Annotated in this window: 23 protein-coding genes and 1 pseudogene; 10 read left to right on the top strand and 14 right to left on the bottom strand. The window is 71.7% G+C overall.

The window, feature by feature from the left end:
* The first annotated feature begins 18 nt into the window (after window positions 1-18).
* Window positions 19-672, top strand: a complete 654-nt coding sequence (locus tag ABGB21_RS13875; RefSeq protein ID WP_347652939.1) for a hypothetical protein — start codon at window positions 19-21, stop codon at window positions 670-672.
* Window positions 673-695: 23 nt separating this feature from the next.
* Window positions 696-3,308 carry a valine--tRNA ligase gene (gene valS, locus ABGB21_RS13870; protein WP_347678065.1) on the top strand — a complete coding sequence of 871 codons (2,613 nt, stop codon included), beginning with the start codon at window positions 696-698 and terminating at the stop codon, window positions 3,306-3,308.
* Between the two features lie 79 nt (window positions 3,309-3,387).
* Here valS and ABGB21_RS13865 read toward each other — a convergent pair whose 3' ends face one another.
* Both ABGB21_RS13865 and ABGB21_RS13860 read right to left on the bottom strand, forming a co-directional pair.
* A complete protein-coding gene (locus ABGB21_RS13865) occupies window positions 3,388-4,542 on the bottom strand; it encodes a pentapeptide repeat-containing protein (protein ID WP_347652941.1) in 1,155 nt (384 codons plus the stop codon).
* A 92-nt stretch (window positions 4,543-4,634) separates the two neighbouring features.
* Entirely contained in the window at window positions 4,635-5,408 is a 774-nt protein-coding gene (locus tag ABGB21_RS13860; RefSeq protein WP_347652942.1) for a hypothetical protein, read from the bottom strand.
* Between the two features lie 191 nt (window positions 5,409-5,599).
* On the opposite strand from ABGB21_RS13860, the gene ABGB21_RS13855 reads away from it, so the two are divergent.
* Window positions 5,600-6,412: a hypothetical protein gene (locus tag ABGB21_RS13855; RefSeq protein ID WP_347652943.1), complete on the top strand. Its 813-nt coding sequence runs from the start codon at window positions 5,600-5,602 to the stop codon at window positions 6,410-6,412.
* Window positions 6,413-6,516: 104 nt separating this feature from the next.
* On the opposite strand, the gene ABGB21_RS13850 is transcribed toward ABGB21_RS13855, so the two are convergent.
* Complete coding sequence (locus ABGB21_RS13850; protein ID WP_347678063.1) at window positions 6,517-7,650, bottom strand: M14 family zinc carboxypeptidase; 1,134 nt, start codon at window positions 7,648-7,650, stop codon at window positions 6,517-6,519.
* 656 nt (window positions 7,651-8,306) lie between these two features.
* On the opposite strand from ABGB21_RS13850, the gene ABGB21_RS13845 reads away from it, so the two are divergent.
* Both ABGB21_RS13845 and ABGB21_RS13840 read left to right on the top strand, forming a co-directional pair.
* Window positions 8,307-8,900 (top strand): hypothetical protein, encoded by a 594-nt coding sequence (locus ABGB21_RS13845; RefSeq protein WP_347678061.1) that lies wholly within the window; start codon window positions 8,307-8,309, stop codon window positions 8,898-8,900.
* Window positions 8,901-9,132: 232 nt separating this feature from the next.
* Window positions 9,133-9,673 (top strand): annotated as a pseudogene (locus ABGB21_RS13840) (response regulator transcription factor); the annotation flags it as partial.
* A gap of 58 nt (window positions 9,674-9,731) precedes the next feature.
* On the opposite strand, the gene ABGB21_RS13835 reads toward ABGB21_RS13840, so the two are convergent.
* Both ABGB21_RS13835 and ABGB21_RS13830 read right to left on the bottom strand, forming a co-directional pair.
* The gene (locus ABGB21_RS13835; RefSeq protein WP_347652946.1) at window positions 9,732-10,385 is read right to left on the bottom strand and encodes a hypothetical protein; all 654 of its coding nucleotides are present in this window, start codon (window positions 10,383-10,385) and stop codon (window positions 9,732-9,734) included.
* A gap of 161 nt (window positions 10,386-10,546) precedes the next feature.
* Window positions 10,547-11,293: a hypothetical protein gene (locus ABGB21_RS13830; RefSeq protein ID WP_347678059.1), complete on the bottom strand. Its 747-nt coding sequence runs from the start codon at window positions 11,291-11,293 to the stop codon at window positions 10,547-10,549.
* 73 nt (window positions 11,294-11,366) lie between these two features.
* On the opposite strand from ABGB21_RS13830, the gene ABGB21_RS13825 reads away from it, so the two are divergent.
* Window positions 11,367-12,575: a DNA recombination protein RmuC gene (locus ABGB21_RS13825; protein WP_347652948.1), complete on the top strand. Its 1,209-nt coding sequence runs from the start codon at window positions 11,367-11,369 to the stop codon at window positions 12,573-12,575.
* A gap of 95 nt (window positions 12,576-12,670) precedes the next feature.
* Here the strand turns inward: ABGB21_RS13825 and ABGB21_RS13820 are convergent, their stop codons facing one another.
* The gene (locus ABGB21_RS13820) at window positions 12,671-13,108 is read right to left on the bottom strand and encodes a hypothetical protein (RefSeq protein WP_347678057.1); all 438 of its coding nucleotides are present in this window, start codon (window positions 13,106-13,108) and stop codon (window positions 12,671-12,673) included.
* Between the two features lie 6 nt (window positions 13,109-13,114).
* Complete coding sequence (locus ABGB21_RS13815) at window positions 13,115-14,137, bottom strand: 4-hydroxy-3-methylbut-2-enyl diphosphate reductase (RefSeq protein ID WP_347652950.1); 1,023 nt, start codon at window positions 14,135-14,137, stop codon at window positions 13,115-13,117.
* An 87-nt stretch (window positions 14,138-14,224) separates the two neighbouring features.
* On the opposite strand from ABGB21_RS13815, the gene xseA reads away from it, so the two are divergent.
* Window positions 14,225-15,445 (top strand): exodeoxyribonuclease VII large subunit, encoded by a 1,221-nt coding sequence (gene xseA / locus ABGB21_RS13810; protein ID WP_347652951.1) that lies wholly within the window; start codon window positions 14,225-14,227, stop codon window positions 15,443-15,445.
* 45 nt (window positions 15,446-15,490) lie between these two features.
* The gene (locus tag ABGB21_RS13805) at window positions 15,491-15,727 is read left to right on the top strand and encodes an exodeoxyribonuclease VII small subunit (RefSeq protein ID WP_347652952.1); all 237 of its coding nucleotides are present in this window, start codon (window positions 15,491-15,493) and stop codon (window positions 15,725-15,727) included.
* Between the two features lie 50 nt (window positions 15,728-15,777).
* Here the strand turns inward: ABGB21_RS13805 and ABGB21_RS13800 are convergent, their stop codons facing one another.
* Window positions 15,778-16,431 (bottom strand): DUF4245 domain-containing protein, encoded by a 654-nt coding sequence (locus ABGB21_RS13800; RefSeq protein WP_347678055.1) that lies wholly within the window; start codon window positions 16,429-16,431, stop codon window positions 15,778-15,780.
* 160 nt (window positions 16,432-16,591) lie between these two features.
* Here ABGB21_RS13800 and glpX point away from each other — a divergent pair, with 160 nt between their 5' ends.
* Complete coding sequence (gene glpX / locus ABGB21_RS13795) at window positions 16,592-17,623, top strand: class II fructose-bisphosphatase (RefSeq protein WP_347652954.1); 1,032 nt, start codon at window positions 16,592-16,594, stop codon at window positions 17,621-17,623.
* A gap of 70 nt (window positions 17,624-17,693) precedes the next feature.
* Here glpX and ABGB21_RS13790 read toward each other — a convergent pair whose 3' ends face one another.
* On the bottom strand, window positions 17,694-18,623 hold the full coding sequence (locus ABGB21_RS13790) for an NAD-dependent epimerase/dehydratase family protein (RefSeq protein WP_347678053.1): 930 nt from the start codon (window positions 18,621-18,623) through the stop codon (window positions 17,694-17,696).
* Between the two features lie 187 nt (window positions 18,624-18,810).
* Between ABGB21_RS13790 and ABGB21_RS13785 the strand changes: the two genes are divergently transcribed.
* Entirely contained in the window at window positions 18,811-19,590 is a 780-nt protein-coding gene (locus ABGB21_RS13785) for a TetR/AcrR family transcriptional regulator (RefSeq protein ID WP_347652956.1), read from the top strand.
* Here the strand turns inward: ABGB21_RS13785 and ABGB21_RS13780 are convergent.
* The 5 genes from ABGB21_RS13780 to ABGB21_RS13760 form a co-directional block, all read right to left on the bottom strand.
* Window positions 19,569-20,537: an NAD(P)/FAD-dependent oxidoreductase gene (locus tag ABGB21_RS13780; RefSeq protein ID WP_347652957.1), complete on the bottom strand. Its 969-nt coding sequence runs from the start codon at window positions 20,535-20,537 to the stop codon at window positions 19,569-19,571. The genes ABGB21_RS13785 and ABGB21_RS13780 overlap by 22 nt on opposite strands.
* A 139-nt stretch (window positions 20,538-20,676) precedes the next feature.
* A complete protein-coding gene (locus ABGB21_RS13775) occupies window positions 20,677-21,336 on the bottom strand; it encodes a rhomboid family intramembrane serine protease (RefSeq protein WP_347652958.1) in 660 nt (219 codons plus the stop codon).
* A 122-nt stretch (window positions 21,337-21,458) separates the two neighbouring features.
* Window positions 21,459-22,145: a transglycosylase SLT domain-containing protein gene (locus tag ABGB21_RS13770; protein ID WP_347652959.1), complete on the bottom strand. Its 687-nt coding sequence runs from the start codon at window positions 22,143-22,145 to the stop codon at window positions 21,459-21,461.
* Window positions 22,146-22,437: 292 nt separating this feature from the next.
* Window positions 22,438-23,709: a PhoH family protein gene (locus ABGB21_RS13765; RefSeq protein ID WP_347653073.1), complete on the bottom strand. Its 1,272-nt coding sequence runs from the start codon at window positions 23,707-23,709 to the stop codon at window positions 22,438-22,440.
* Window positions 23,710-24,215: 506 nt separating this feature from the next.
* Window positions 24,216-24,548, bottom strand: coding sequence for a hypothetical protein (locus ABGB21_RS13760; protein ID WP_331212082.1), 333 nt, complete (start codon window positions 24,546-24,548; stop codon window positions 24,216-24,218).
* Window positions 24,549-24,686: the final 138 nt, after the last annotated feature.

The raw sequence follows: 24,686 nt of genomic DNA, 5'->3' as shown, positions 1-24,686 counted from the left end.
GGAAGGGGACGGACACCGATGGTCGTACGGGTACTGAGCCGACGTCGGTCGGCGGCGGCGATCGAGGCGGCGGCGCCCGGCGCCCTGGTGCTCGACGTGACCTCACGTGGCCCGCAGCCCTGGGTCCGGCTCAGCCCGTTCTATCCACACGGCAACATCCCGGTGCCGCTGACCCCCGGGGTCCACGCCGAGTCGGTCGAGGGGATCTGGCAGGCGCTGAAGGTCTTCGAGGGTGCCGACGTCGACCCGGGCAAACTGCGGGTGACCAGCATGACGGGCCTGAAGCGGACGGTACGCCGGTACGGCCCGGTGCGTGGTCACCGGGCCGGTCTGACCGGTCGGACGCTGCTCGGCTACGCCGAGGCGCGACGTCGGATCTACCTGCCGGCGTACCGGTGGGTGTTGGAGCACCCGGCCGCCGACCTGGTCACCGAGCTGCGGCGCCTCGCCGCCGAACGGGACGTGGTCCTGCTCGACTACACCACGAACGGTGACGTCGCCGACGAACGCAGCCCGCTGTCGCACGCCGCCCTGGTCCGCCGGTTCCTGCTCGACGACTGGCCCACCGGATCCGCCACCCCGGACCGACCGGCGGAACCGGAGCGACCCGCGGAACCGGGTCGACCGGCGGAACCGCTGGCCAGCGGCGGTAAAACAGCTCTCGGCCGGTGAGACCGCTCCCGTACCATCGGCGGATGACCGATACGGAGCGGCACCACCGCACCGGGGTCCCGGAGCGGCCCAGCCTGGACGGGCTGGCCGAGAAGTGGGCACCCCGCTGGCAGGAGGAGGGCACGTACGCGTTCGACCGGAGCAGGGCCCGTTCGGACGTGTACTCGATCGACACCCCGCCGCCGACCGTATCCGGCGAACTGCACATGGGGCACGTCTTCTCGTACACCCACACCGATCTGGTGGCCCGCTTCCAGCGGATGCGCGGCCGGACCGTCTTCTATCCGATGGGCTGGGACGACAACGGGCTGCCGACCGAACGTCGGGTGCAGAACGTCTACGGGGTGAAGTGCGACCCGACACTGCCGTACGACCCCGCGTGGCAGCCGCCGCGGCGGCCGGTCAGCGACGAGGCGCGCAAACAGCCGGTGCCGATCTCCCGACGGAACTTCGTCGAGCTCTGCGAGCAGCTGACCGCCGAGGACGAGCAGGCGTTCGAGGCGCTGTGGCGGCGGCTCGGGCTGTCGGTGGACTGGTCGCTGACGTACACCACGATCGGGCCGGTGGCCCGGGCCGCCGCCCAGCGGGCGTTCCTGCGGAACCTGGCCCGGGGTGAGGCGTACACCGCCGAGGCGCCGGCGCTCTGGGACGTCGGCTTCGGCACCGCGGTCGCCCAGGCCGAACTGGAGGACCGGGAGCGCCAGGGGGCGTACCACCGGTTGCGGTTCGAGGTCGTGGCGTCGGGGCCGGGCAGCACCGGCACCGCTGCGGCGCCCGGGCCGGGACGCGACGAGCGGTACGTGCACATCGAGACGACCCGCCCCGAACTGCTGCCCGCCTGCGTGGCGCTGGTCTGCCACCCGGACGACGAGCGGTACGCCGACCTGGTCGGCGGCACCGTCACCACCCCGCTGTTCGGGGTCGAGGTGACGGTGTACGCGCACCCGCTGGCCGACCCGGCGAAGGGCAGCGGCCTGGTGATGGTCTGCACCTTCGGCGACCTGACCGACGTGACCTGGTGGCGGGAGCTGCGGCTGCCGACCCGGGTGGTGATCGGCCGGGACGGACGGCTGCTCCCCGAGCCGCCGGAGGCGGTGCCCGCGCAGCCGTACGCACAACTGGCCGGGCTGCCGGTGAACGCGGCCCGGCGGCGGATCGTGGAGCTGCTGACCGCCTCCGGTGACCTGGTCGGCGAGCCGACCCCGGTGACCCACCAGGTGAAGTTCTACGAGAAGGGCGACCGCCCGCTGGAGATCATCTCGACCCGGCAGTGGTATCTGCGCAACGGTGGTCGGGACGCCGAACTCCGGGCCGGACTGCTGGCCCGCGGGCGGGAGCTGAACTGGGTGCCGGCGCACATGTGGCACCGCTACGAGCACTGGGTGAGCGGCCTGACCGGCGACTGGCTGATCAGCCGGCAGCGCTATTTCGGGGTGCCGTTCCCGGTCTGGTACCGGCTCGACGACACTGGCGAGCCGGACCACGCCCAGCCTCTCACGCCGGACGAGTCCGCGCTGCCCGTGGACCCCACCTCGGACGTGCCGGCCGGCTACGTCGAGGCGCAACGTGGCCAGCCGGGCGGCTTCGTCGCCGACCCGGACGTGATGGACACCTGGGCCACCTCGTCGCTGACCCCGCAGATCGTCGGCGGCTGGGAGCGGGATCCGGACCTGTTCGCCCGGGTCTTCCCGATGGACCTGCGGCCCCAGGGGCAGGAGATCATCCGTACCTGGCTCTTCGCCACGCTGGTCCGGTCGCACCTGGAACACGGCGTGCTGCCCTGGCGGGACACGATCCTCTCCGGCTGGATCCTCGACCCGGACCGGAAGAAGATGTCCAAGTCCAAGGGAAACGTGCAGACCCCGATGGGCCTGCTCGACGAGCACGGCCCGGACGCGGTCCGGTACTGGGCGGCGAACGGCCGGCCCGGCACCGACCTGGCCTTCGACCCGGCCCAGATCAAGGTCGGCCGGCGGCTCGGCACCAAACTGCTGAACGCGTCGAAGTTCGCCCTCGGTCTCGGTGCCGCCGACGCGCTGCGGGCGCCGGCGACCGAGCCGCTGGACCGCGCGATGCTCGCCCGGCTCTCCGCCGTGGTCGCCGACGCGACCGCCGCGTTGGACCGGTACGACCACACCGACGCGCTGCAGGTCACCGAATCGTTCTTCTGGACGTTCTGCGACGACTACATCGAGCTGGTGAAGGAGCGGGCGTACGGCGAGGGGCCGGGCGCCGACTCGGCCCGGGCCGCGCTCGCCGCCGCACTCTCGGCGCAACTGCGACTCTTCGCCCCGTTCCTGCCGTACGTCACCGAGGAGGTCTGGTCCTGGTGGCGGTACGGTTCGGTGCACCGGGCACCCTGGCCGACGACGTACGAGGTCCAGCGGGTGGCCGCCGACGGCGACCCGGCGCTGCTGGACCTGGCCGGCGCGGCACTGACCCAGGTGCGGCGGGCGAAATCGGAACGCAAGCTCTCGATGCGGACCGAGGTGCCGCTGGCCGAGGCCCTGGGACCGGCGGCGCTGCTGGAGCAGCTCGCCACCATCGCCGGTGACCTGAAGGCGGCCGGCCGGATCGGCAAGCTCGACTTCCTGCCCGACCGTACGCCGGAACTGGTCATCGCCTGCGCGTTCTGACGAGTGTGCGGAAGGGGCCGGCCTCTCCTGTCGCCGGTCGGCGGCCGGTGGTGGTCCTCGCCGTGGCGTGGGGCGCCGGTCAGTCGGCGCAGCTGGGCGCGGGGCGGGCCGGTACGGGCATCGCCGCCGGCAGCAGGGTCCGGTCGCTGAGCAGCGCGCAGCTGATCTGGTCGGCGGTGACCCGGGTGTCGTCGAGTGTCGCCCCGTGCAGCCAGGCGCGGTTCAGGTTGGTGTCGGCGAGCAGCGCCTCCGAGAGGTCGATGTCGATCAGGTTCGAGCCCACCAGTCTCGCCCGGGTGAGATCGGCCCCGGGCGCGGTCACGTAGCCGAGGTACGCGTCGCTGAGGTCGGCGTCGGTCAGGTTCGCGTCGGCCAGGTTGGTGGCGTCCAGCCGCGCCCCGCGCAGGTCGGCGCCGATCAGGGCGGCGCCGACCAGCCCGGTCCCGTCCAGCCCGGCGCCGACGAGTTCCGCCCCGGTCAGGATCGCGCCGTCGAGCGTCGACAGGTTGATCCGGGCATTGGTCAGGTCGGCCCGGACCAGCACCGCGTCCCGGAGGGTGGCCCGGTCCAGGGTCACCCCGACCAGGCTCGCGTCGGTGAGGTCGGCGCCGTCGAGGCGGGCCCCCCGCAGGTCGGCGCCGTCCAGGCGGGCGCCGGCGAGCAGTGCACCGGCGAGTGGCGCGCCCCGCCACGACACCCCGGTCAGCACCGCGCCGGTCAGGTCGAGCCGGTCCCCCGGACGGTCCCGGCCGACGTCCCGGCGGCCCAGCACGGTCAGCGCCGCCTGCACGTCCACCGCCGGCCGCCGTGTCACCCCGTCCGGCTCCACCGCGCCGTCCGGTCCTACCGCACTGTCCGGTCCTACCGCACTGTCCGGCCTTACCGCGCCGTCTGGTCCGGTCCGGCCGGTGGCATCCGCCGTGCTGGTCCGCTGCCGGATGAACCCGGCGAGGACGGCGGTCACCGTGGGCTGCCGCTCGGGGGCGTCCCGCAGTACGCCCTCCAGGGTGAAGACCGCGCCGGCCCGTACCGTCTCGCTCGGCGCGCCGAGCAACTCGATCGCGGCGCTCAACCGCAGGGTCAGGTCCGGACCGGCCTCGCCACGCCCGGCGACGACCGGGGTCCGGTCGGGCCGCGCCGCCAGAGCCACCGCCAGCGCGACCCCACTGACCACAAGGGAGAGCACGGCGACCGCGAGAACGGCCCGCTGCCGCCAGGACACCAGGACATCCATACCGGTCAGTGTGCCAGGGGCTGCGGCGGGCCGGCATCGGCCGGAGAGCCGTGACCGGTCGGTCAGCCGGCCCGCGAGGCGCCCGGGTGCCGTTACGGCAGCGTCGACAGCACCTCGACCGCGACCCGGCGGCTGGTGTTCGCGTACGACGCCGCCTCCACCGCCGCCGGGTCGATCGGTCCCAGCTGCCACACCCCGAGGTGGTACTGCTCCAGCTGGGTTGCCGTGTGGGCGCCGTACACCTCGCAGGTGTACGCCCGGATCATCGGTACCGCGTTCGGCTCCGGATAGTGGTAGCGGCAGCTCGGTGCCAGCCGGTTGATGATCTTCAGCAGGGCGGTCTGGTAGTCCTGCCTCAGCCGGGTGGTGCCGAACCCGGCCTTCGCCCGGGCCACCAACGCCAGGCCGTAGAGCGTGATGGCGGCGTACCCGATGTCGTCGACCGCCCGCCGGTCCGAGACCGTGTTGAGGTACTCGTTGGCGAGACTGGCCGCGCCGCTGACCGACTGGGCCCAGTCCTCCAGCGTCTCCTCCTCGAAGTTGTTGATGTCGTCGAACTCCAGCAGGTGGTGCCGGGCGGCGCCCCGCAGGTCCGCCGCGGCGATGCTGTCGACGTGTGCGATGACCGCCGACTCGGCGTTGTTGAGCGCGTTGATGATGTCCTGGGTCATCCCGGCGATGGCCTCCGGGCTCAGACCACCGCCGCTGCCGAGCCGGCCCGCCAGGTCGAGCGCCAGGTCGACGAACTCGATCAGTGACGGGTTGGGGCCGTCCGGGTCGGCCTGGGCCGGCTGCGCGGTTCCGGGCAGCACGACCGCGAGGGCGACCGCCGCGGCGGCGAGTTTCCGCAGCGCACTGGCTCTCATACTGACTCTCCTCTCACAGCTGCTGCCGGCAGGGTGCCGAACGGGACTGGACCTCGGCTGGTCCACCACTGGTCCCCCACCGACCGCGTCCAGTTCCGTTCCAGTACGCGTCCAACCCGGCTCAATACCGTGCGGCTGGCACCGGGTGGACCGGAGTGCCGCGGACGCCGGCCGGAACCGAAGGAGACGGGATGAGACGAAGACTGCTACGGGTGGTGGCGACCAGCGCCCTGGCGACCGCACTCGTGGTGCCCGGGGGTGCGCAACCGGCCCGGGCGGTGGACGTGGGCACGATCGCGACCGTGATCTCCTTCGCCTCGCAGGCGCTGTCGTACTACAACAGTTCACAGAGCGGCGGAATGACGCTGGAACAGGCGACAACGCTTATCGTGCAGCAGGTGCAGGCGTCGCAGACGGCGATCATCGCGCACATGGACCAGCTCGCCGCCGCCGAGGCGAAGGCGTGCGCCCGGCACCACGTGCTCGAGTTCGCCGACATCGAGGAGTTCTCGCTCAGCCTCAAGCAGCGCTGGGCGCAGGACGTCACCGCCTGCGTCACCCTGATCGACAGCCTCTACGGAGCGGTCGGCGGTCCGGGGAACTCGGTGACGCGACACGAGTTGGGCATGGCGCTCGGCGCGGTCGGACCGATCGCACTGGTGGCCCGGGCCCAGGCCCGGTTCGACACCACGGGCCTGAAGGCGCTGCTGGTCGCGGCCTTCGACCGGATCAGGATCTCGTTCACGCCGTACTGCTACGCCACGCCCAACGTGTCGGAGGAGTACTGGGACATGTATCCCGGGGAGAGCTGGGTTCCGGCCTGGTACACCTGCTTCTCGGTCAGCGGCGACCCCACCGTCGGCTCCTGGACGGAGTACCAGGTGGGACGGTGGGCGTGGGGAGCACCGCTCGACTTCCCCAACCACCAGAGGATTTTCGACGAGGCAGGTAGGCGGTCGGCGTACGGGGTGGCGGTCGCCGCCCTGGCCCAACTCCGGCCGTGACCGCCGACTCCGGTCGTGACGGCGGCTGACGCCCACTACCGGACCACGACCGGCACGCCCCCGCTCCCGCCGACGGCGGCCGGAGCGGGGGCGTGTCCGTACGGTCAGTCGTTCGGAAGGTTGGTCCGCTCCGGGATCAACTCGTACCGCGCGGGGTTGATGTCGTCCAGGGTTCCGTCGGTGATCGCGTCGACGATACCGAAGAGCCCGACCTCGATCTGCTTGTTCAGCAGGCCGTTCTGCTTCTGGCTCCAGGACTGGGTCTGTCCCCGGGTCTCGAACAGGATGGTCGCGCTGCCCCGCAGGGCGAACGAGCCGAGCGCGGTGCCGGGCAGGTCGGTGTCCTGCGGGTAGAGCGTCACCTTGCTCTGCGGCGAGTTGCCACCCTGCAGGGCGTCGTACACGGCCACGTTGACCCGGCGTGAGGCGTCGTAGTCGAACCTGGGCCAGTTGCCGTGCGCGGCCGGGTCGGCGATGAACCGGCCCGAGATCGAGAGGGTGGTGTAGTCGTCCATCCCCTCGCCGGTGTAGCACGGCGCCTGGTTGTGCAGGTCGACGAAGACGTCCACCGTGCCGAACTCCTGCTCCAGGGCCCGGTACACGTCGCGGGTGGTCTGGGCCTCGGGGGTGAGGTACCAGCCGACCGAGCCGCTGTCGCCGGGGAGGTCGGCCGGCTGCGGTACGTAGTCGAGGTTGGGGTTGAAGTCGCGGTTGACGTCGAAACCGCCGACCCGGGAGCTGTAGTTCCAGGCCGGTTGTGCGCCAGCGAGCTGTGGGAAGTCGGCGACGACCTGGTCCCAGGTCCGGGCGTTCTGCCGCTGGTCCAGTTCGCCGCCGTCCGCGTTCAGCCTCGGTACGGCGACCACGGTGACGTTCTGGCGGATCTGCGCCGAGCGCGCCGAGTTGTCCCCGAGCCTCTTCAGCAGTTCCAGCAGGGCGACGGTGCCGTTCATCTCGTTGCCGTGGATCTGGCTCTGGATCAGCACGACCGTGTCGCCCTCACCGACCCGGGCCGTCCAGATCTCCCGGCCCTGGTTGCTGCGGCCGGCGATGTCGACGGCGACCCTGCCGCCACTGGTGTGCTCGATCTGCTGGAGGCGGTCGCGCAACTCGTCGTGGCTGATGAAGCCCGAGACCGGCTTGTTTCCGGTCTCCGTGCCGCAGTGCGCCTGCAGCGGTTGGGCGACAGCCGGCCCGGTGGCGAGCACCGTCGATCCGGCGACCCCGACGAGCGCCACGGCCGCCACCGCGAGGTGGCGTCTGAGCGTGACACCGACGGGCCCGCCCGCGGACGACGGTACGGCGGTCCGCCGTACCGGGCCCTGGACGGGTACTGTGCCGGTGGCGACGCCCCGGCTCGCGGCGGATCTTCTCGGACGACGGGGCAACCTTGATGACATGCTCTGCACCTCCGGTGGACGGGTGTCGGGCGTGACGCGGTTGTTGCCGGACATGGATTGATCTTGCTGCACGAACGACCCGATGAGCGCCGCGGAAAGCGTGATTGATGTCCCGTGCCCTGTGCCGCGCGTCGACGTAACACATTCCGACCCGATGACGCACACCCGATCAAGGGAACCCAGAACATCGGACTGACAAATCGGATAGCTCGGGCGCTTACCCCACAGCGCCCACGTGGCCGGGCCTCCACAGACTGCCGATCCGCGTCGACCGGCGCACCTATACGCGTTCGGATATCGCCAAACGGGAATCGCGTATTGGACAGGAATATCGTGACTCTGCTTGTCTTGACCCGTCGGGCCGGACACCCTGCCAGCAGAAACTCGCTCGGCGGGCTCAGCCACCGGAGGCAACAATGCCGCCGCCGACCGATCCGACAATTTCCACGAGAGATCGAGAATTTCCACCAGAAACCGATGAGGAGAATCCCCACGTGCTCCCTTTCACGAAGGCACGCCGATCTGTCGCGCTCATCGCCGCCCCGGCGGCGGCGCTCGCCTTTGGCGGCTGTGGCGGTGACACCGGGGCCGGCGCCTCGGGTGGCGCCGTGTGGCAGGCTCCCGAGTCGAGCGCCGCGACGGCCCGTCCGCCGGCCAGGGTCAAGACGGTCACCTCGGCCTGCGATCTGCTGTCCGCCAGTGTGGTGGTCAAGATCCTCGGCAGCTCGAAGGGCACCGAACTGGAGGCCCGGGACTCCACGGACGCGGAGGCGGACCCCAAGCGTTACAGCTGCCTGTACGAGAACGACGGCCGTGAGGTTCTCTCCCTCGTCACCATCGCCTATCCCGACCGCGCCGACACCGCGACCGAGACGATCGACGCGGTGGCCGAGGGCAGCAACGCCGAGACCACCCGGGTCGACTCGGTGGGCGCCGACGCGGTCGCCTACACCAAGGACAACGTCCGGGTGTTGGCGTTCGTCGAGCCGTACGAGAAGGAGCTGCGGATGGCCGTCCTCAGTGGGCCGGCGCTGATCCCACAGGACAGGTACGCCGAACTGGCCCGGAAGGTGGCCGACAGGCTCTGACCGACAACCGACGGCTGGCCGCGGTCGCCGACGGCGAACTGACCGAGTCCCGGATCGACGCCTCGGTTGCCGCCGGGCGGCCGGTGATCGTGGTCGCCGTCCGGGACCCGTACGGCCACGGCCTGACCTGGTAGCCGCCAGCCGGACGACGTACGACCTGAGGCGTACGGCCGACGCCGCCGAAACCAACCTCGCGGCGGTCGGCGAACAGGGCGTCTCGATGACCCGTACGCACCGCCCGGACGTGGTACTGATGGACGTACGGATGCCGGTGCTGGACGGTATCGAGGCCACCCGGCGAATCGTCGAATCGGGCTCCCCGGCCCGCGTTCTCGTGCTCACCACGTTCAACCTGGACGAGTACGTCTTCGCCGCGCTACGCGTCGGCGCCAGCGGCTTCCTGCTCAAGGACGTGCCCCCAGTCGACCTGCTCAGCGGGATCCGGGCGGTCGCGGCCGGCGACGCGGTGGTCGCACCGCAAGGTGACCCGCCGGTTGATCGACGCGTTCGCCGGGTACCTGCCCGATCCGTCGACCGGACGGTCACCGGTCGACGAGCGGCTGCACCGGCTGACCGACCGGGAACGGGAGGTACTGGTCGAGGTGGCCCGGGGTCACTCCAACGCCGAGATAGCCGAGCGGCTCAGCGTTGCCGAGGCGACCGTCAAGACCCACGTCGGTCGGGTCCTCGGCAAGCTCGGCCTGCGGGACCGGGTCCAGGCCGTGGTGTTCGCATACGAGGCGGGGGTGGTACGCGCGGGCGAGGAGTGCTGAGGCGAGCCCGGCCCCCGCCCAGCCGGTGCCCCGTCAAGCGGGCTCAGAAGTAGAGGACTCAGAAGTAGAACGGCCAGTCGCGCAGGAAACGCAGGCCGAGCAGCAGGGCGATCACCGCCGGGCCGATGGCCAACGTCACCGCCTGGGCCCGGTAGGCGATCCGGTGCCGGAGCAGTTCCAGCCCGTTGCCGAGGATGACCACGCCGGCGGCCATGATGAAACCGCCCCACCAGCCGCGCGCCCCGAAGCCGAGTACGTCGTTGACCAGCAGCAGGAAGGTGACGCCGAGCGCGGCGGTGACCAGTGCCAGCATCGCGATGGTCCGGTGGAAGGCCCTCGGCAGTGGATCGTTCGACCGCCAGAGATAGGTACCGGCGACCGCCAACGCCGGCAACGTGATCATGAACGGCCAGCCCTGGCCCATCAGTCCGAGCATCAGCAGCCCGCCGACCGCGAAGACGAGGCTGCCGACACAGGCCAGCAGGTAGCCGACAAACGCCCGCCCACCGGTACGGAACAGCAGCGGCCCGCCGGTCGCCGCGATCAACGCCCCGGGGACCAGGACAAAGCCGGCCCACCAGTGGAACCGGCCGACCGCCTGCGCGGTGGCGGTCATCACCGCGACCGCAAGGCCCGCCACGGCCAGGCTGCCCAACCACCGGGCGGCCGTACCCGGCCGGCCCACCGCCACCGTCTCCACCTCAACACTCACAGTTGTCGACTCTGCCGCCCGCCACCGGTCCGGACCATCCCGCCAGCCCTACCATCCGCCCGCCGGTTAGCCGCCGTTTCGCCCGTCCCGCTGGCGGCAGTACGCCGGGCGGAGCGTCACCCCGGGGAGAGCGTCACCCGGGCCAAGGACGCCGCCACCGGTCAGAAGTCGCCGCCGCCGAAGTCACCACCACCGAAATCGCCACCGCCGAAGTCACCGCCACCACCGAGATCACCGCCGGCATAGTCGCCGCCGAAGTCCGCGCCGTCGGAGAAGCCCTCCTGGTAGCCGGCGTCGAAGCCGTACCCGGGGTCGGCGAAGGCGGGTGAGAAGAGCGCGTCGGCGATCAACATGCCGCCCAGCACCCCGGCGCCGGCCGCCAGACCGGTCTTCCACCAGGGCGTGGAGTACCAGCCGGCCGGCACCGGCCGGCCCTGCCACCGCCCACCCGGGTAGTAGTAGGGGGTGGCGGCGCCGGGCTGCGGCCCGGCCCGGAAGGTCTCGCCCTGGACCTGCACCTCACGCGGCTTGGTGAGCGCCCCGGCGCCTTGGGCGGCGGCCAGCGGCGGCAGGTCGGGGCCGGGGTCGAGGCCGAGTGCGACCCGGGCCGCCCGGACATAGGCCAACCCTTCCAACGCGGTCTCCCGGGCCAGCTCGTACTGCCGGGTGCTGCGGGCCTGTTCGAGCTGACTGCCGGCCGCGGTGTAACGCTCCCCCGCGTCGGCGAGGGCCTGCCGGACCGCCGGCGCGTCACCGTGCAGGTTCATCAGCTGCCCGCCCAGCCGCTCGTACCAGCGGCTCGCCTCGGCCAGCTCCCGGGCCTGTCGGGCCGCGCTCTGCTGCCGCCACCAGAGGAGGCCGCCGACCAGCAGGACCAGCAGCAGCAGAAACCAGATGAACCTGCTCATGATTCAACGGTACCCACGCGCGGCCACCAGCCCACCTGCCGAGGACGGCGAGCGGCGGTCGTACCCGTTTGGCATGCTTCGTCACGTGGAGCTGACGACGGTGGCCGTGGTGCTGGTCTGCCTCGTCGCCGGCGGGGCGGTCGGCTGGCTCGCCGCGACCGCCCGGTCGAGCGCCGAGATCGCCCGACTCGACGCGACCCTGCGGGCCGCCCGGGACGGCGAGGGGCGACTGGAGCAGTCGATGCGCGCGCTCTCCTACGAGGCGACCGCGCAGTCCCAGGAGGCGGTGGCCCGGGCCGTCGCACCGCTGCACGAGACCCTGCGACGCTACGAGCAGCGGGTCGCCGAACTGGAACGTGACCGAGTCGACGCCTACGCCGAACTGCGCGAACAGGTCCGCGCGATGACCAGCGTCTCCGGCGAACTGCGCACCGAGACCAAACAGCTGGTGGCGGCACTGCGCGCCCCCCAGGTCCGGGGCCGGTGGGGCGAACACCAGCTGCGCCGGGTCGTCGAGGCCGCCGGCATGCTGGAACACTGCGACTTCTCCGAGCAGGTCACCGCCGCCACCGACCACCAGGGGGTACGCCCCGACCTGGTGGTACGCCTGCACGGTGGCCGAACGGTGGTGGTCGACGCCAAGGCGCCGTTCGAGGCGTACCTGACCGCGATGGAGGCCCGGGACGAGGCGGGACGGGACCGGCAACTGGACAACCACGCCCGGCACCTGCGGGCGCACGTCGACGCGCTGGCCGCGAAGTCCTACTGGGCGGCGTTCGAACAGTCCCCCGAGTTCGTGGTGCTCTTCGTGCCCGCCGACCCGTTCCTCGACGTCGCGTTGCAGCGGGACCCGACACTGCTCGAGCACGCCTTCGCCCGCAACGTGGTGCTGGCCACCCCGGCCACCCTGGTCGCGCTGCTGCGTACGGTCGCCTACTCCTGGCGGCAGGAGGCGCTGGCCCGCAACGCGGTGGCCGTACACACCCTGGCCCGGGAGCTGTACGGCCGGCTCGGCACCCTCGGCGACCACGTGTCGAAGCTCGGTGGCGCGCTCGGCGGCGCGGTGACCGCGTACAACCGGGCGGTCGGTTCGCTGGAGGCGCGGGTGCTGGTCAGCGCCCGCAAGCTCGCCGAGCTGGGCGTGGCCGACGACGAGCTGCCGACCCCGCCGCAGGTCGAGACCGCCCCCCGACAGCCGCAGGCCCCGGAGCTGCTCGACCCGCCGGTCCCGCGTCCCGCCGTCGCGGCACCGAGGTCGGAGCCGGGAGCCGTCCGGGAGTAGCGACCCGGCACTCGTCGCATACGACGCCGACGCCCGGGGCGGGCAGCCCACCGGGCGGTTGTCGACAACGGGTCGACGGACGGGCGGCGGAGAACTCAGCCGCGGGTCGCGGTCTCCACCCGGAACGGCACACCCTGCTGGCAGGTGGTCATCAGATCGGTCTGGACCCGACCGGTCACCGTCACCCGACCGCCCGCGGTGATCACGTCACGCGGCCCGCCGACGAGCAGGTAGTTGTCGAGCAGGTAGCAGCCGCGTTCCACACCTTCCCGGACCACACCGGTCAGGGTCAGCTCCGACCCAGGCGACGGTGGCGCTCCCCGGGTCGGACCGGTCGGCGGCACTCCGGTCGGAGCGGCGGAACCGGTCGGCCCGGGAGCCGGACCGGTCGGAGCGGCGGAGCCGGTCGGGTCCGGCTGGGCGGACGACGTCATGGGCGCTCCCTCCGGTTCGGTCGACGGGCCCGACCCGTCACAGGCCGTCAGGGTCAGGCCGACGGCCAGGACAGCGGCGGCGATCCGCATCGTCTTCATGGTCGGTCAGACGGGTACGACACCCCGCCCGTTCCCGTTCGCCGACCCGGCCGCCAGGGCGGCCTTCATGTCCCGCTTGAGCTCCTGCGGCAGGGAGAAGGTGAGCCGCTCGTCGGCGGTGGTCACCTCGGTGACGTCGGTGAAGCCCCGCGCGGCCAGGTGGTCGAGCACCTCCCGGACCAGCTCGTCCGGCACGCTCGCCCCCGAGGTCAGCCCCACCGTGCCGGCCCCGGCCAGCCACTCGTCGCTGATCTCCGACGCGTAGTCGATCAGGTGACCGGCCCGGGCACCCGCGTCCACCGCCACCTCGACGAGACGTACCGAGTTGGAGGAGTTGCGGGAGCCGACGACAAGCACCACGTCACACTCGGCCGCGATCTCCTTGACCACGTGCTGGCGGTTCTGGGTCGCGTAGCAGATGTCGTCGCTCGGCGGGGACTGCAGCAGCGGGAGCCGGCGCTTGAGCCGGGCCACGGTCTCCATGGTCTCGTCCACCGAGAGGGTCGTCTGGGAGAGCCAGACCACCTTCGACGGGTCCCGTACGGTCACCTTGTCGGCGTCCTCCGGACCGTCGACGAGCTGGATGTGGGCCGGCGCCTCCCCCGCGGTGCCGATCACCTCTTCGTGCCCCTCGTGCCCGATGAGCAGAATGTCGTAATCCTCGGCGGCGAACCGGCGGGCCTCGTGATGCACCTTGGTCACCAGTGGACAGGTGGCGTCGATGGCCCGCAGCGACCGCGCCTTCGCCTGCTCGTAGACCTCCGGCGCCACCCCGTGGGCGGAGAAGATCACGATCGACCCCTCCGGCACCTCCTCGTTCTCCTCGACGAAGATGGCGCCCTGCCGTTCCAGGGTGGAGACCACGTGCTTGTTGTGCACGATCTGCTTGCGGACGTAGATCGGCGCCCCGTAGAGCTTCAACGCCTCCTCCACGGTCTGCACCGCACGATCGACGCCGGCGCAGTAGCCACGGGGCTTGGCCAGCAGGACCCGCTTACCGGTCTGGGGTGTCGCCTGAGCCTCGGTCACCCGCCCAGTCTACGGGCCGCCGTCGGATCCGCCCGCCGCCAGCACCGCCGGACCGGGTGGGGTCCGGTGCCGCCGTACGCTGATCGGATGACCGACTCCGGCGCCCCCCGCAGTACGCCCGAAGAGCCCTGGCCGGTCCGGGTGGTCAGTCAGAAGCTGAGCGCCTGGATCGGCAAGCTCGGCTGGGTCTGGGTCGACGGCCAGGTGGCCCAGATCAGCCGGCGGCCCGGCGCGACCACCGTCTTCCTCACCCTGCGGGACCCGTCGGCCGATCTCAGTCTGACCGTCACCACCAACCGGGACGTGGTGGACGCCGGTGCCCCGGAGCTGGCCGAGGGGGCCCGGGTGCTGCTGCACGCCAAGCCGGAGTTCTACGCCGCCCGGGGCACGCTGAGCCTGCGCGCCGACGAGATCCGGCAGGTCGGCCTCGGGGAGCTGCTGGCCCGGCTGGAGAAGCTCAAGAAGCTGCTTGCCGCCGAGGGGCTGTTCGACCGGGCCCGCAAGCGCCGTCCGCCCTTCCTGCCGGGCCGGATCGGTCTGATCACCGGCCGGGCGTCGGCGGCGGAACGGGACGTACTGACCAACGCCCAGCGACGCTGGCCTGCCGTCCAGTTCCGTACGGTGAACGTGGCGGTGCAGGGCCCGACGGCGGTGCCGCAGATCATCGACGCGCTCCGGGTGCTCGACGCGGATCCGGAGATCGACGTCATCGTGCTGGCCCGGGGCGGCGGCAGTGTCGAGGACCTGCTCCCGTTCTCCGACGAGGCGCTGTGCCGGGCGGTTTTCGGATGCCGTACGCCGGTGGTCAGCGCGATCGGCCACGAGACCGACACCCCGCTTGTCGACTACGTCGCCGACCTGCGGGCCTCCACCCCCACCGACGCCGCGAAGCGGATCGTCCCGGACCTCGGCGAGGAGGTCCGGCTGATCCGGCTGGCCCGCGACCGGCTCGACCGGGCGGTCGTCGGCATGATCGACCGGGAGCGGCACCGGCTGGACGCGTGGCGGTCCCGCCCGGCGCTGGCCCGCCCGCAGGTGATGCTCGACCAGCGGGCCGCCGACGTGACGGCGCTGCGGGACCGCGCCGGCCGGTGTGTGGTGCACCGGCTGGGTACGGCGAGCGACGAGCTGCGGCACACCCTCGCCCGGCTGCGTGCCCTGTCGCCGGCCGCGACCCTGCAGCGCGGGTACGCGATCGTGCAGCGCGCCGACGGGCACGTGGTGCGGGCACCGGACGAGGTCGCCGCCGACGACCCGCTCCGGGTACGCCTCGCCGAGGGTGAACTGTCCGCGACCGTACGACGGTGATCCGCCGACGGTTCCGACCCGGCACCGTGTTGGAATGGCAGCATCATGACTGATGCGGAGAAGCGCGCCGGCGCACCGGCCGAGGGACTCAGCTACGAACAGGCCCGGGCCGAGTTGGCCTCGGTGGTCGAACGGCTGGAGGCGGGTGGCACCTCGTTGGAGGAGTCGCTGGCGCTGTGGGAGCGGGGCGAGCGCCTGGCCGAGGTCTGCCAGGGGTGGCTCGACGGCGCCCGGCAACGGATCGACGCCGCCCGCCAGGCCCGGCAGACCCCGTCGGCCTGAGCAACCGCCGGGGCCCGGCAGCCTGACCAGCAGGCCCGCTTTTCTGCGGGCTATGTCAGGGAGGCGGCCAGTTCACGTAGTTCCTCCTCGGGCGCCGGGCCGACGATGATCACCGTCCGCGCCGGTTCGAGCAGCACCAACGCCAGCTCACCGGCACGGGCCGAGTACCGCTGCCAGCTGCGGCCGCCGATCTCGACCGCACCCTGTGGCTGGCCGGTCCGGGTCAGTTCGGCCGGCAGCAGCTGCTCGGCCGGCACACTGCTCTGCACCAGCTGCACCCCGTCGTCGCCGGGGGTCAGGTAGCCGATCCGCAGCGTCGCGCCGGTGTCGCCGCGCCGGAAGTCGGCGGTGACCGTACGCCAGTCGTCGTCCAGCCCGGTCACCCCGCCGACCGGGAAGAGGTTGGCGGCCCGGGCCTGCTGGACGGTGGGCGCCGGGTCGACCTGGGTCGGGGTGTCCGCGCCGAGGAAGACCCGGCCGAGCCCGATCAACAGGGCGATCGGTACGAGCAGCACGAGCAGCGAGATGACGATGTCCTTCGTCGACCGCTGTGACCGGATCGCGGTCGAGACGACCTGCCGCTCGTCGGCCCCGGATCCGTCCGGGGCGGCGGCGTCCGCGGCCGGTGGCGCGCCGACCCGGCCGCCGGGCTCGTCGGTCAGGCGGTCATCCGGGGTACGGCCGGCGGCCTCAGTGGTGTCCACCCACCTATCTTGGCAGCTCCACCGGTTACCGGGATCCGGGCCACCAGCCCTCGAACGGCGTTACGTTGACCAGCGTGTCAGTATCCCTGACAAAGCCGGCCGCGGGGCGGGACGCCGCGCGGTGCCGGGCCACCCCGCAGTGTCGCGAGGAGGAGCCGACATGACCAACAGCAGGACCCGGGTACCACAGAATCTCGACCGCAACCTGGCGCTTGATCTGGTCCGGGTGACCGAGGCGGCGGCAATGGCGGCGGGCCGGTGGGTCGGCCGGGGCGACAAGGAGGGTGGGGACGGCGCGGCCGTCGACGCCATGCGCAAGCTGATCAACTCGATCCCGATGCGCGGGGTGGTGGTGATCGGCGAGGGTGAGAAGGACAACGCCCCGATGTTGTTCAACGGGGAGCAGGTCGGCGACGGCTCCGGGCCGGAGGTCGACGTCGCGGTGGACCCGATCGACGGGACCACGTTGATGTCGAAGGGCATGCCGAACGCGCTCGCCGTGCTCGCGGTCGCCGAGCGGGGGGCGATGTTCGACCCGAGCGCCGTCTTCTACATGGAGAAGCTCGCGGTCGGGCCGGTCTACGCGGATGTGATCGACATCAACGCCGGGGTGGCGGAGAACCTGCGCCGGATCGCCAAGGTCAAGAACGCCAGTGTCTCCGAGGTGGTGGTCTGCGTACTGGACCGGCCCCGACACGCCGGGCTGGTCGAGGAGATCCGGCGGGCCGGCGCGGGGATCCGGTTCATCAGCGACGGTGACATCGCCGGCGCGATCGCCGCCGCCCGGGGTGAGTCGGACGTCGACGTGTTGATGGGGATCGGCGGCACCCCGGAGGGGATCACCTCTGCCTGTGCGCTCAAGTGCATGGGTGGGGCCATGCAGGCCAAGCTCTGGCCGCGTGACGACGAGGAGCGGGAGAAGGCGCTCGCCGCCGGTCACGACCTGGACCGGGTGCTCGGCACCGACGACCTGGTGACCGGCGACAACTGCTTCTTCGTCGCCACCGGCATCACCTCCGGGGACCTGTTGCGCGGGGTCCGCTACCGGGCCGGCGGGGCGTACACCCAGTCGATCGTGATGCGGTCCAAGAGCGGCACCATCCGGGTGATCGACTCCTACCACCGGCTGGAGAAGCTGGCGCTCTATTCCGCCGTCGACTTCGACGGCCGCCCGATCGCCGAACAGGAGTAGCCGGTCACCCGGCCCCGGTCCGGTCGCGACCGACCGGACCGGTGGGCGGCACAGGGCACGGTCCCGTCGGTCAGTCGCCGGTCACCGGCGGCAGTCCGGCGGTCTCCCGGAGCGCGGTCGCCAGCGGCGTCGGTTCGATCCCGAAGGCCGCGGTCGCCGCCGAGGAGTCGAGCACGAACGGCCGGCGGAACTGGTACGCGGTCTCCCGCAGTTCCCGTACCGTCGGGTCGAAGAGACCGCCGAGCCACAACACCGGCGCCGGCATGGTGGCCAGCCGGGCAGGTCGTACCCCGGCCAGCTCGACGAGCCGGTCGGCGAGTCCGCGGATCGACTCCGGCGGTTGACTGGGTACGTGCCAGGCCCGACCCCAGGCCCGCTCGTCGGTCGCGACGGCGACCAGGGTACGGGCGACGTCCCCGACGTACGTCCAACTGTGCGGGGCGTCCAGGTCCGCCGGTACGAGCGCCTGACGGCCGGCCAGCACCTTCGGCACCACAAGCCGGGTGAAGATGGTCTGCGCGTCCGCACCGAGGTAGTCGGAGCCGCGCACCTCGGTCGTCCGGATCCGGCCCGCCTGGTGTGCGGCCTGCGCGTCCTGCCACATCCGCGCCCGGACCTGCCCCTTCACCCCGGCGGGGCGGATCGGCGTCTGCTCGGTCATCGGGGCGTCCACCGGACCGTAGCCGTACAGGTTGCTGACCGTGGCGAGGACGGCGCGGTGCCGTTCGGCGGCGGTCAGCAGGCTCGCGGCGATCGGCGGCCAGTCGGTCGCCCAGCGGTGGTACGCCGGGTTGACGCAGTTGTAGACCACTGCCGCCCCGGCGGTCACCTCGACGAGCCGGTTCGGGTCGCCGGCGTCGGCGGCGACCCGTTCGATGCCGGGGTGGTCGGGTCCGCCGCCCCGCCGACTGATGATCCGTACCCGGTCGCCCCGGTCGGCGAGCAGTCGCGCGGTGGCCCGGCCGACCGGACCCGCACCGACGATTACCTGGAGATCCATCTCCGCCACTCCTGAAGTCCGGCAATCCGATCCGAGAGCAGCGCTCTCGGATGAGAGGATTCTCCGTGATCACCTCGTCGTCAAGAGCACCGCTCTCATTTCTGACTGGCGATCCTCGTCACGTCTGCCGCTCTTCCACCCGAACGGCGCTCTCCCTCCCATCCGTCCGATGTGGCAGGCTGGACGCATGTCCGCACCGTCGATCCGGGCCCGGGTACGCGCCGAACTGATCGAGGAGATCAAGGCCGTCGCCCGGCGGCAGCTCGCCACCGATGGCGGCAACCTCTCGCTCCGGGCCGTCGCCCGGGAGCTCGGCATGGTCTCGTCCGCCATCTACCGGTACTTCCCGAGCCGGGACTCCCTGCTCACCGCGCTGATCGTCGAGGCGTACCAGGCGCTCGGCGACGCCGCCGAGGCGGCCGACGCGACACGCCCCCGGGACGACCTGCGCGGTCGATGGCTGGCCATCAGCCACGCCGTACGGAGCTGGGGGCTGGCCCACCCCGCCGAGTACGCACTGCTGTACGGCAGCCCGGTGCCCGGTTACGCGGCGCCGGCCGAGACGGTGGGCCCGGCCCAGCGGGTGGTCCTCGCCCTGATCCAGGTACTGATCGACGGTGCCGCCGCCGGTCGGCTCGCCCCGCCCGCCGCAGCGGAACCCCCGCCGGCGGTCCGCGCCGACCTGGACCGGCTGATCCGGGAACGACCCGACCTCGACGCGGCCGGTCCCGGCGACACCACCGCCGACCGGCCGCTCTCGGTCGAGCAACTCGGTCGGGGGCTGGCCGGCTGGAGCCAACTCTTCGGCCTGGTCAACTTCGAGGTGTTCGGACGACTGGCGCAGGTGATCGAGGACCGGACGCCGTACTTCGACCACCAGATGCGGCTGATGGCCGACCTCGCCGGCCTGCCCGACCAGCCGGGGTCAGGCCCCACGGCACCCGGTCAGCCCGCGTCGGAGGAGTGACCGGGGAAGAGGTGGGCCGCCGGATTGATCACCACCGCGGCGTTGTTGACCGCCGTCGCGGCCTCGCCGAAACCGGTGGCGATCAGCCGGACCTTGCCCGGGTACTCGGTGATGTCGCCGGCTGCGAAGACCCGCGGCAGGTTGGTGACCATGGTGCTGTCGACCAGGATGTGCCGCTTGTCGAGCGCCAGACCCCACTCGGTGAGCGGTCCCAGGTCGGCGGTGAAGCCGAGCGCCGCCACCACGGTGTCGACCGGCACGGTCTCCGACTCGCCACCCTTCACCAGGATGTCCGCCCCGGTCACCGCGCCGTCGCCGTGCAGCCTCGTCACCTCGGCGTTGACGATGATCCGTACCGGCAGTTCCCGGACCCGGTCGACGGTGGCCGCGTGGGCCCGGAACTTCTCCCGGCGGTGCACCAGGGTGACCGACCTGGCCAGCGGCTGCAGCGCCAACGCCCAGTCGAACGCCGAGTCGCCCCCGCCGACGATCAGGACGTCCTGCCCGGCGAGTTCGGCCAGCTGCGGCACGAAGAAGACGATGCCGCCGCCGACGAAGTTCTCGGCCGCCGGCAGTGGCCGTGGGGTGAAACTGCCGAGGCCGGCGGTGACGATGATCGCGCCGCACCGCAGCACGTCGCCGCCGGCGAGGCTGAGCACCGGTCGGCTGTCCAGGTAGGAAAGCTTTTCGGCGCGGACCCCGAGCAGGTACTCGGGATTGAAGGTGGCGGCCTGGGTGACGAGGTTGGCCACCAGGTCGCGACCCTTGATCGAGGGGAACCCGGCGATGTCGTAGATCATCTTCTCCGGGTACATCGCGGTCACCTGTCCGCCGGGCTCCGGCAGTACGTCGATGACCGCGACGGAGAGCCCCCGGAATCCCGCGTAGTACGCGGCGAAGAGTCCGGTGGGACCAGCCCCGATTATCGCGACGTCAACCTCGCGCATGTACCGCTCACCGTCGCTCTCCGCCGATGGCCTGATCACGGGCTTGCTGCCGTTGACCGTAGGCGGCCGACGGGATGGGGGCAATAGTCGTCCCACCACCGGTGGACCGGACCGGAAAAGCCTTTCCGGTACGAGCCCGTCAGGGCAGCGTCATGCTCGACTCCGACCGGTACGGGTCGTCGTCGCGCGGTTGGCGCCGACGGAACAGCACCGCGGCGATCATGCCGCCGAGCAGTCCGAAGAGATGCCCCTGCCAGGAGATCAGCTCGTCGGTCGGCAGCACCCCCAGCAGTTGCCAGCCGTAGAGCAGGCCGACCAGGACGACCACCCCGAGGTTCCACCAGCTCCGTTCGACGATGCCGCGCATGAAGAGCAGGCCGAGGTAGCCGAAGACGACACCACTCGCGCCCACCACGATCGACTGCGGCGAACCGGTGAACCAGACGCCGAGACCGCTGACGAAGATGATCACGAGTGTGGAGTAGATGAACCGCCGTGACCCGGCGGCCAGCACGAAGGTGCCGAGCAGGATCAGCGGCACGCTGTTGCTGTAGAGGTGGTCCCAGCCGTGGTGCAGGAAGGGACTGAAGAAGACCCCGTCGAGTCCCTCGATGTGCCGGGGGATGATCCCGGCGTTGGCGTCGAGCCCCGCCTGCAGCCAGACGTCGAGTGCCTCGATCGCGAAGAGCACCGGTACGACGGCGCACATGGCTACGAAGGCCCGGCCCAGCGAGGCGTAGAACGCCTCGGTGCCGAACCGGTGGGGGTCGTTACCCCGGGAGTACGGGTCGAACGTCACCCTCACGTTGCTATCAGCTCCGGAGGCTCACCGCCACCTGAGCCGGCATCACCGAGCCGACACCAGTGCCGAGGGGGCGCGGACCAACCGGTCCGCGCCCCCTCGGGAAGGCCCCTGTGCTTCTAGTACCAACCCTCGGCCTGGGAGTGTCCCCAGGCACCGCAGGGGGTGCTGTAGCGACCCTTGATGTAGCCGAGTCCCCACTTGATCTGGGTCGCCGGGTTGGTCTTCCAGTCGGAGGCGACGCTGGACATCTTGTCCCCCGGCCTGGCCTGCGGAATCCCGTACGCCCCGGAGGGGTTCGCGGCCTTCGGGTTCCAGCCGCTCTCCTTGGTCCAGAGCTTGTCCAGGCAGGGCATCTCGGAGAGTTCGAAGCCCGCGTCGAGCAGCAGCGCGCAGCCGGTCGCCCGGTGACCGCTGTACTCGTTGCACGAGTCCGGGATGGGGCCGTCGTACGGCTTGATCGCCGCCTCCGCCTCCTCCCGCTCCCGCCGCTCGCGTTCCCGTTTACGGCTCACCGCCTCGTCCGCCCGCTCGGCGCGCTCGGCCGCGTCCTCGGCGACCTCGGCGGCCTTGCGCGCGGCCTCCCGCTCGGCGGCCCGCTGGTCGAGGGTGGCCAGCAGGTGTGCCGCGCGCCGCTGGCGGATCAGCTCCCACTCGGCCTGTTGTGCGTCGTAGGCCGACTGGGCGTCGATGCTCCGCTGCTGCGCTTCCCGGTCTTCGCCGAGGTAGTAACCGCCTCCGACGCCCCCGAGGAGCAACGCGACGGCAAGTCCCCGGACACCGAACCGGCTCCACAGCCGACTCACAAAGTGTTCCCTTCGTCGGGGGCAAGGACACGGCGCACCGGAACCCGATCCGGGTCTGCCCTGGTCACGCCGCGAGCGCCCCGACCTGACCCGGTCGTGGCCCCGATCGACCGGCGGCCGTCGGCGCCGTGGCCGGCGGGGAAGACGATCGTCGACGATCCCCGCCGGCTCTGGACGCTCGAGGGACACCATTGCGCAAGGTGAGGCTGCCGGGAAAGCAGAGGAGAAATATGTGACCTGGGTCACGCCACGAATCGCCGTTGATCCGGACGAACCACCTGGGGAGCGCCGCCTACAGCGGCACCTCCTCCAACAGATCCGTGACCACCTCGGCGATCGGGGACCGCTCCGAACGGGTCAGCGTGACGTGCGCGAAGATCGGATGGCCCTTCAACGCCTCGATCACCGCGGTGACCCCGTCGTGTCGTCCGACCCGCAGGTTGTCGCGCTGCGCCACGTCGTGGGTGAGCACCACCCGGGAGCCCTGGCCGACCCGGGACAGCACGGTGAGCAGCACCCCGCGTTCCAGCGACTGCGCCTCGTCGACGATCACGAACGCGTCGTGCAGGCTCCGGCCCCGGATGTGGGTCAACGGCAGCACCTCGAGCATTCCCCGGGACAGCACCTCGTCCACCACGTTCTCGTGGACCACCGCGCCGAGGGTGTCGAAGACCGCCTGCGCCCAGGGCGACATCTTCTCCGCCTCCGAGCCGGGCAGGTATCCCAACTCCTGGCCGCCCACCGCGTACAGCGGTCGGAAGACGACGACCTTCTTGTGCCGGCGGCGCTCCATCACGGCCTCCAGGCCGGCGCAGAGCGCGAGCGCCGACTTGCCGGTCCCGGCCCGGCCGCCGAGCGAGACGATGCCGATCGACTCGTCGAGCAGGAGGTCGAGCGCGATCCGCTGCTCGGCCGACCGACCGCGCAGCCCGAACGCCTCCCGGTCACCGCGGACCAGTCGTACGGTCTTGTCGGGCAGCACCCGGGCCAGCGCGGAGCCACGCGGCGAGTGCAGCACCAGTCCGGTGTGGCAGGGCAGGCCGGCCGCCTCGTCCAGGTCGAGCGAGACATCCTCGTAGAGCTGGTTGACCTGCTCCTCGGCCAACTCCAGCTCGGCCATCCCGGTCCAGGTCGGGTCGCTGGCCTGGCCGTGCCGGTACTCGTCGGCGGTCAGCCCGACGGAGGCCGCCTTCACCCGCAGCGGCATGTCCTTGCTGACCAGGGTGACCTCCCGGCCCTCCGCGGCCAGGTTGAGCGCGACCGAGAGGATCCGCGCGTCGTTGGAGTCGGTACGGAACCCGGGCGGCAGTACACCGTCGTCGCTGTGGTTCAGTTCGACCCGTAGCGTGCCGCCCGACTCGTTGGCCGGCACCGGCTGGTCCAGCCGCCCGTACCGGACCCGCAGGTCGTCGAGGAGCCGCAGGGACTGCCGGGCGAACCAGCCCAGTTCCGGATGATGACGCTTCCCCTCCAGTTCGGTGATCACCACCAGCGGCACGACCACCTCGTGTTCGGCGAACCGGTGGAAGGCTCCGGGGTCGGACAACAGGACCGAGGTGTCCAGGACGTACGCCCGGCCGGCTGGTCCGGGCTCCGCGGTGTCGGCCGGCGGGGTGGTCCTGGTCCGGCGCCCGCCCCGGGCCCGGCCCGGGGTCTTCTCGGCGGCGGTCACGCTCTGGTTGTCGGCCCGAGGATTGGTACGGCGAGTCGTCACAGGCCTGCTCCGGCGGGCGTGCACCCGTCCACCCGCGATCCGCCTCGTCCGGTGCCCGGAGACACGGGGTCGGATGCGGGCCCCGTGGCGTGCATGGTCGCGCAAGGTCCGGGCCGGCCGGCTGGCCCGGGACGACCCCGCGCCATGCCTAGACGCTAACCGGAGAATGCCAGCTTGGGCTAGGGCCTGCGGCAAAGCCACGGGCCGGCCGGGGGACCGGCCGGGATGCATGCCCCCTGCGCACATCCCGGCCGGCGGGGATCACCGTCACCGGTCTGAGGTGATCCCGACGGTGCGGGTCCGTGCCGGACCCCGCACCGTGCTCGCGGGTGACCGCTCACCCCACCGCGCACCGGTCAGACATTCCGACCGGCGAAGGCGTCGGTGGAGTGCCGTCCGCCGTTGGTCGCGGTCCCCGCGAAAGAGGCGCCCGTATACGTCGTTCCCTGACCTACGACGGTGTGGGCGTTGTGCGGTGTGGTGGGTGATGGCACCGCCAACACCGAGGCGATGGCCGCCTGCGCCTCCCGACGTCGACGGTTCCAGGCGCCCCGGTCACCGTCGAAGTACCCCTGCCGGTAGCCGAACCGGTAACCGAGCCGGTAGCTGAGTTGGCCGTGCAGCCGCCCGACGGCGTAGCTGGACGACGCGAGCAGCAGTATGAGGAAAACCGCGAAGAAGGGACTCATCCGGTCACCCCACCCCGACCCCGATCGACCCGTCGACCGCCCCCGCTACTGACTCCTTCCCCCCGCGCTTCCACTCCGCTCCCGCTCACGGCCTCTCCTCGTGGTGTCCGGCGCCGTCGTGGACCATCCCGTCCGGTC

Origin of the sequence: Plantactinospora sp. B24E8 (genome assembly GCF_039871735.1) — a bacterium.
Lineage (GTDB): Bacteria > Actinomycetota > Actinomycetes > Mycobacteriales > Micromonosporaceae > Plantactinospora.
This window is presented reverse-complemented; position numbering and strand designations above follow the sequence as displayed.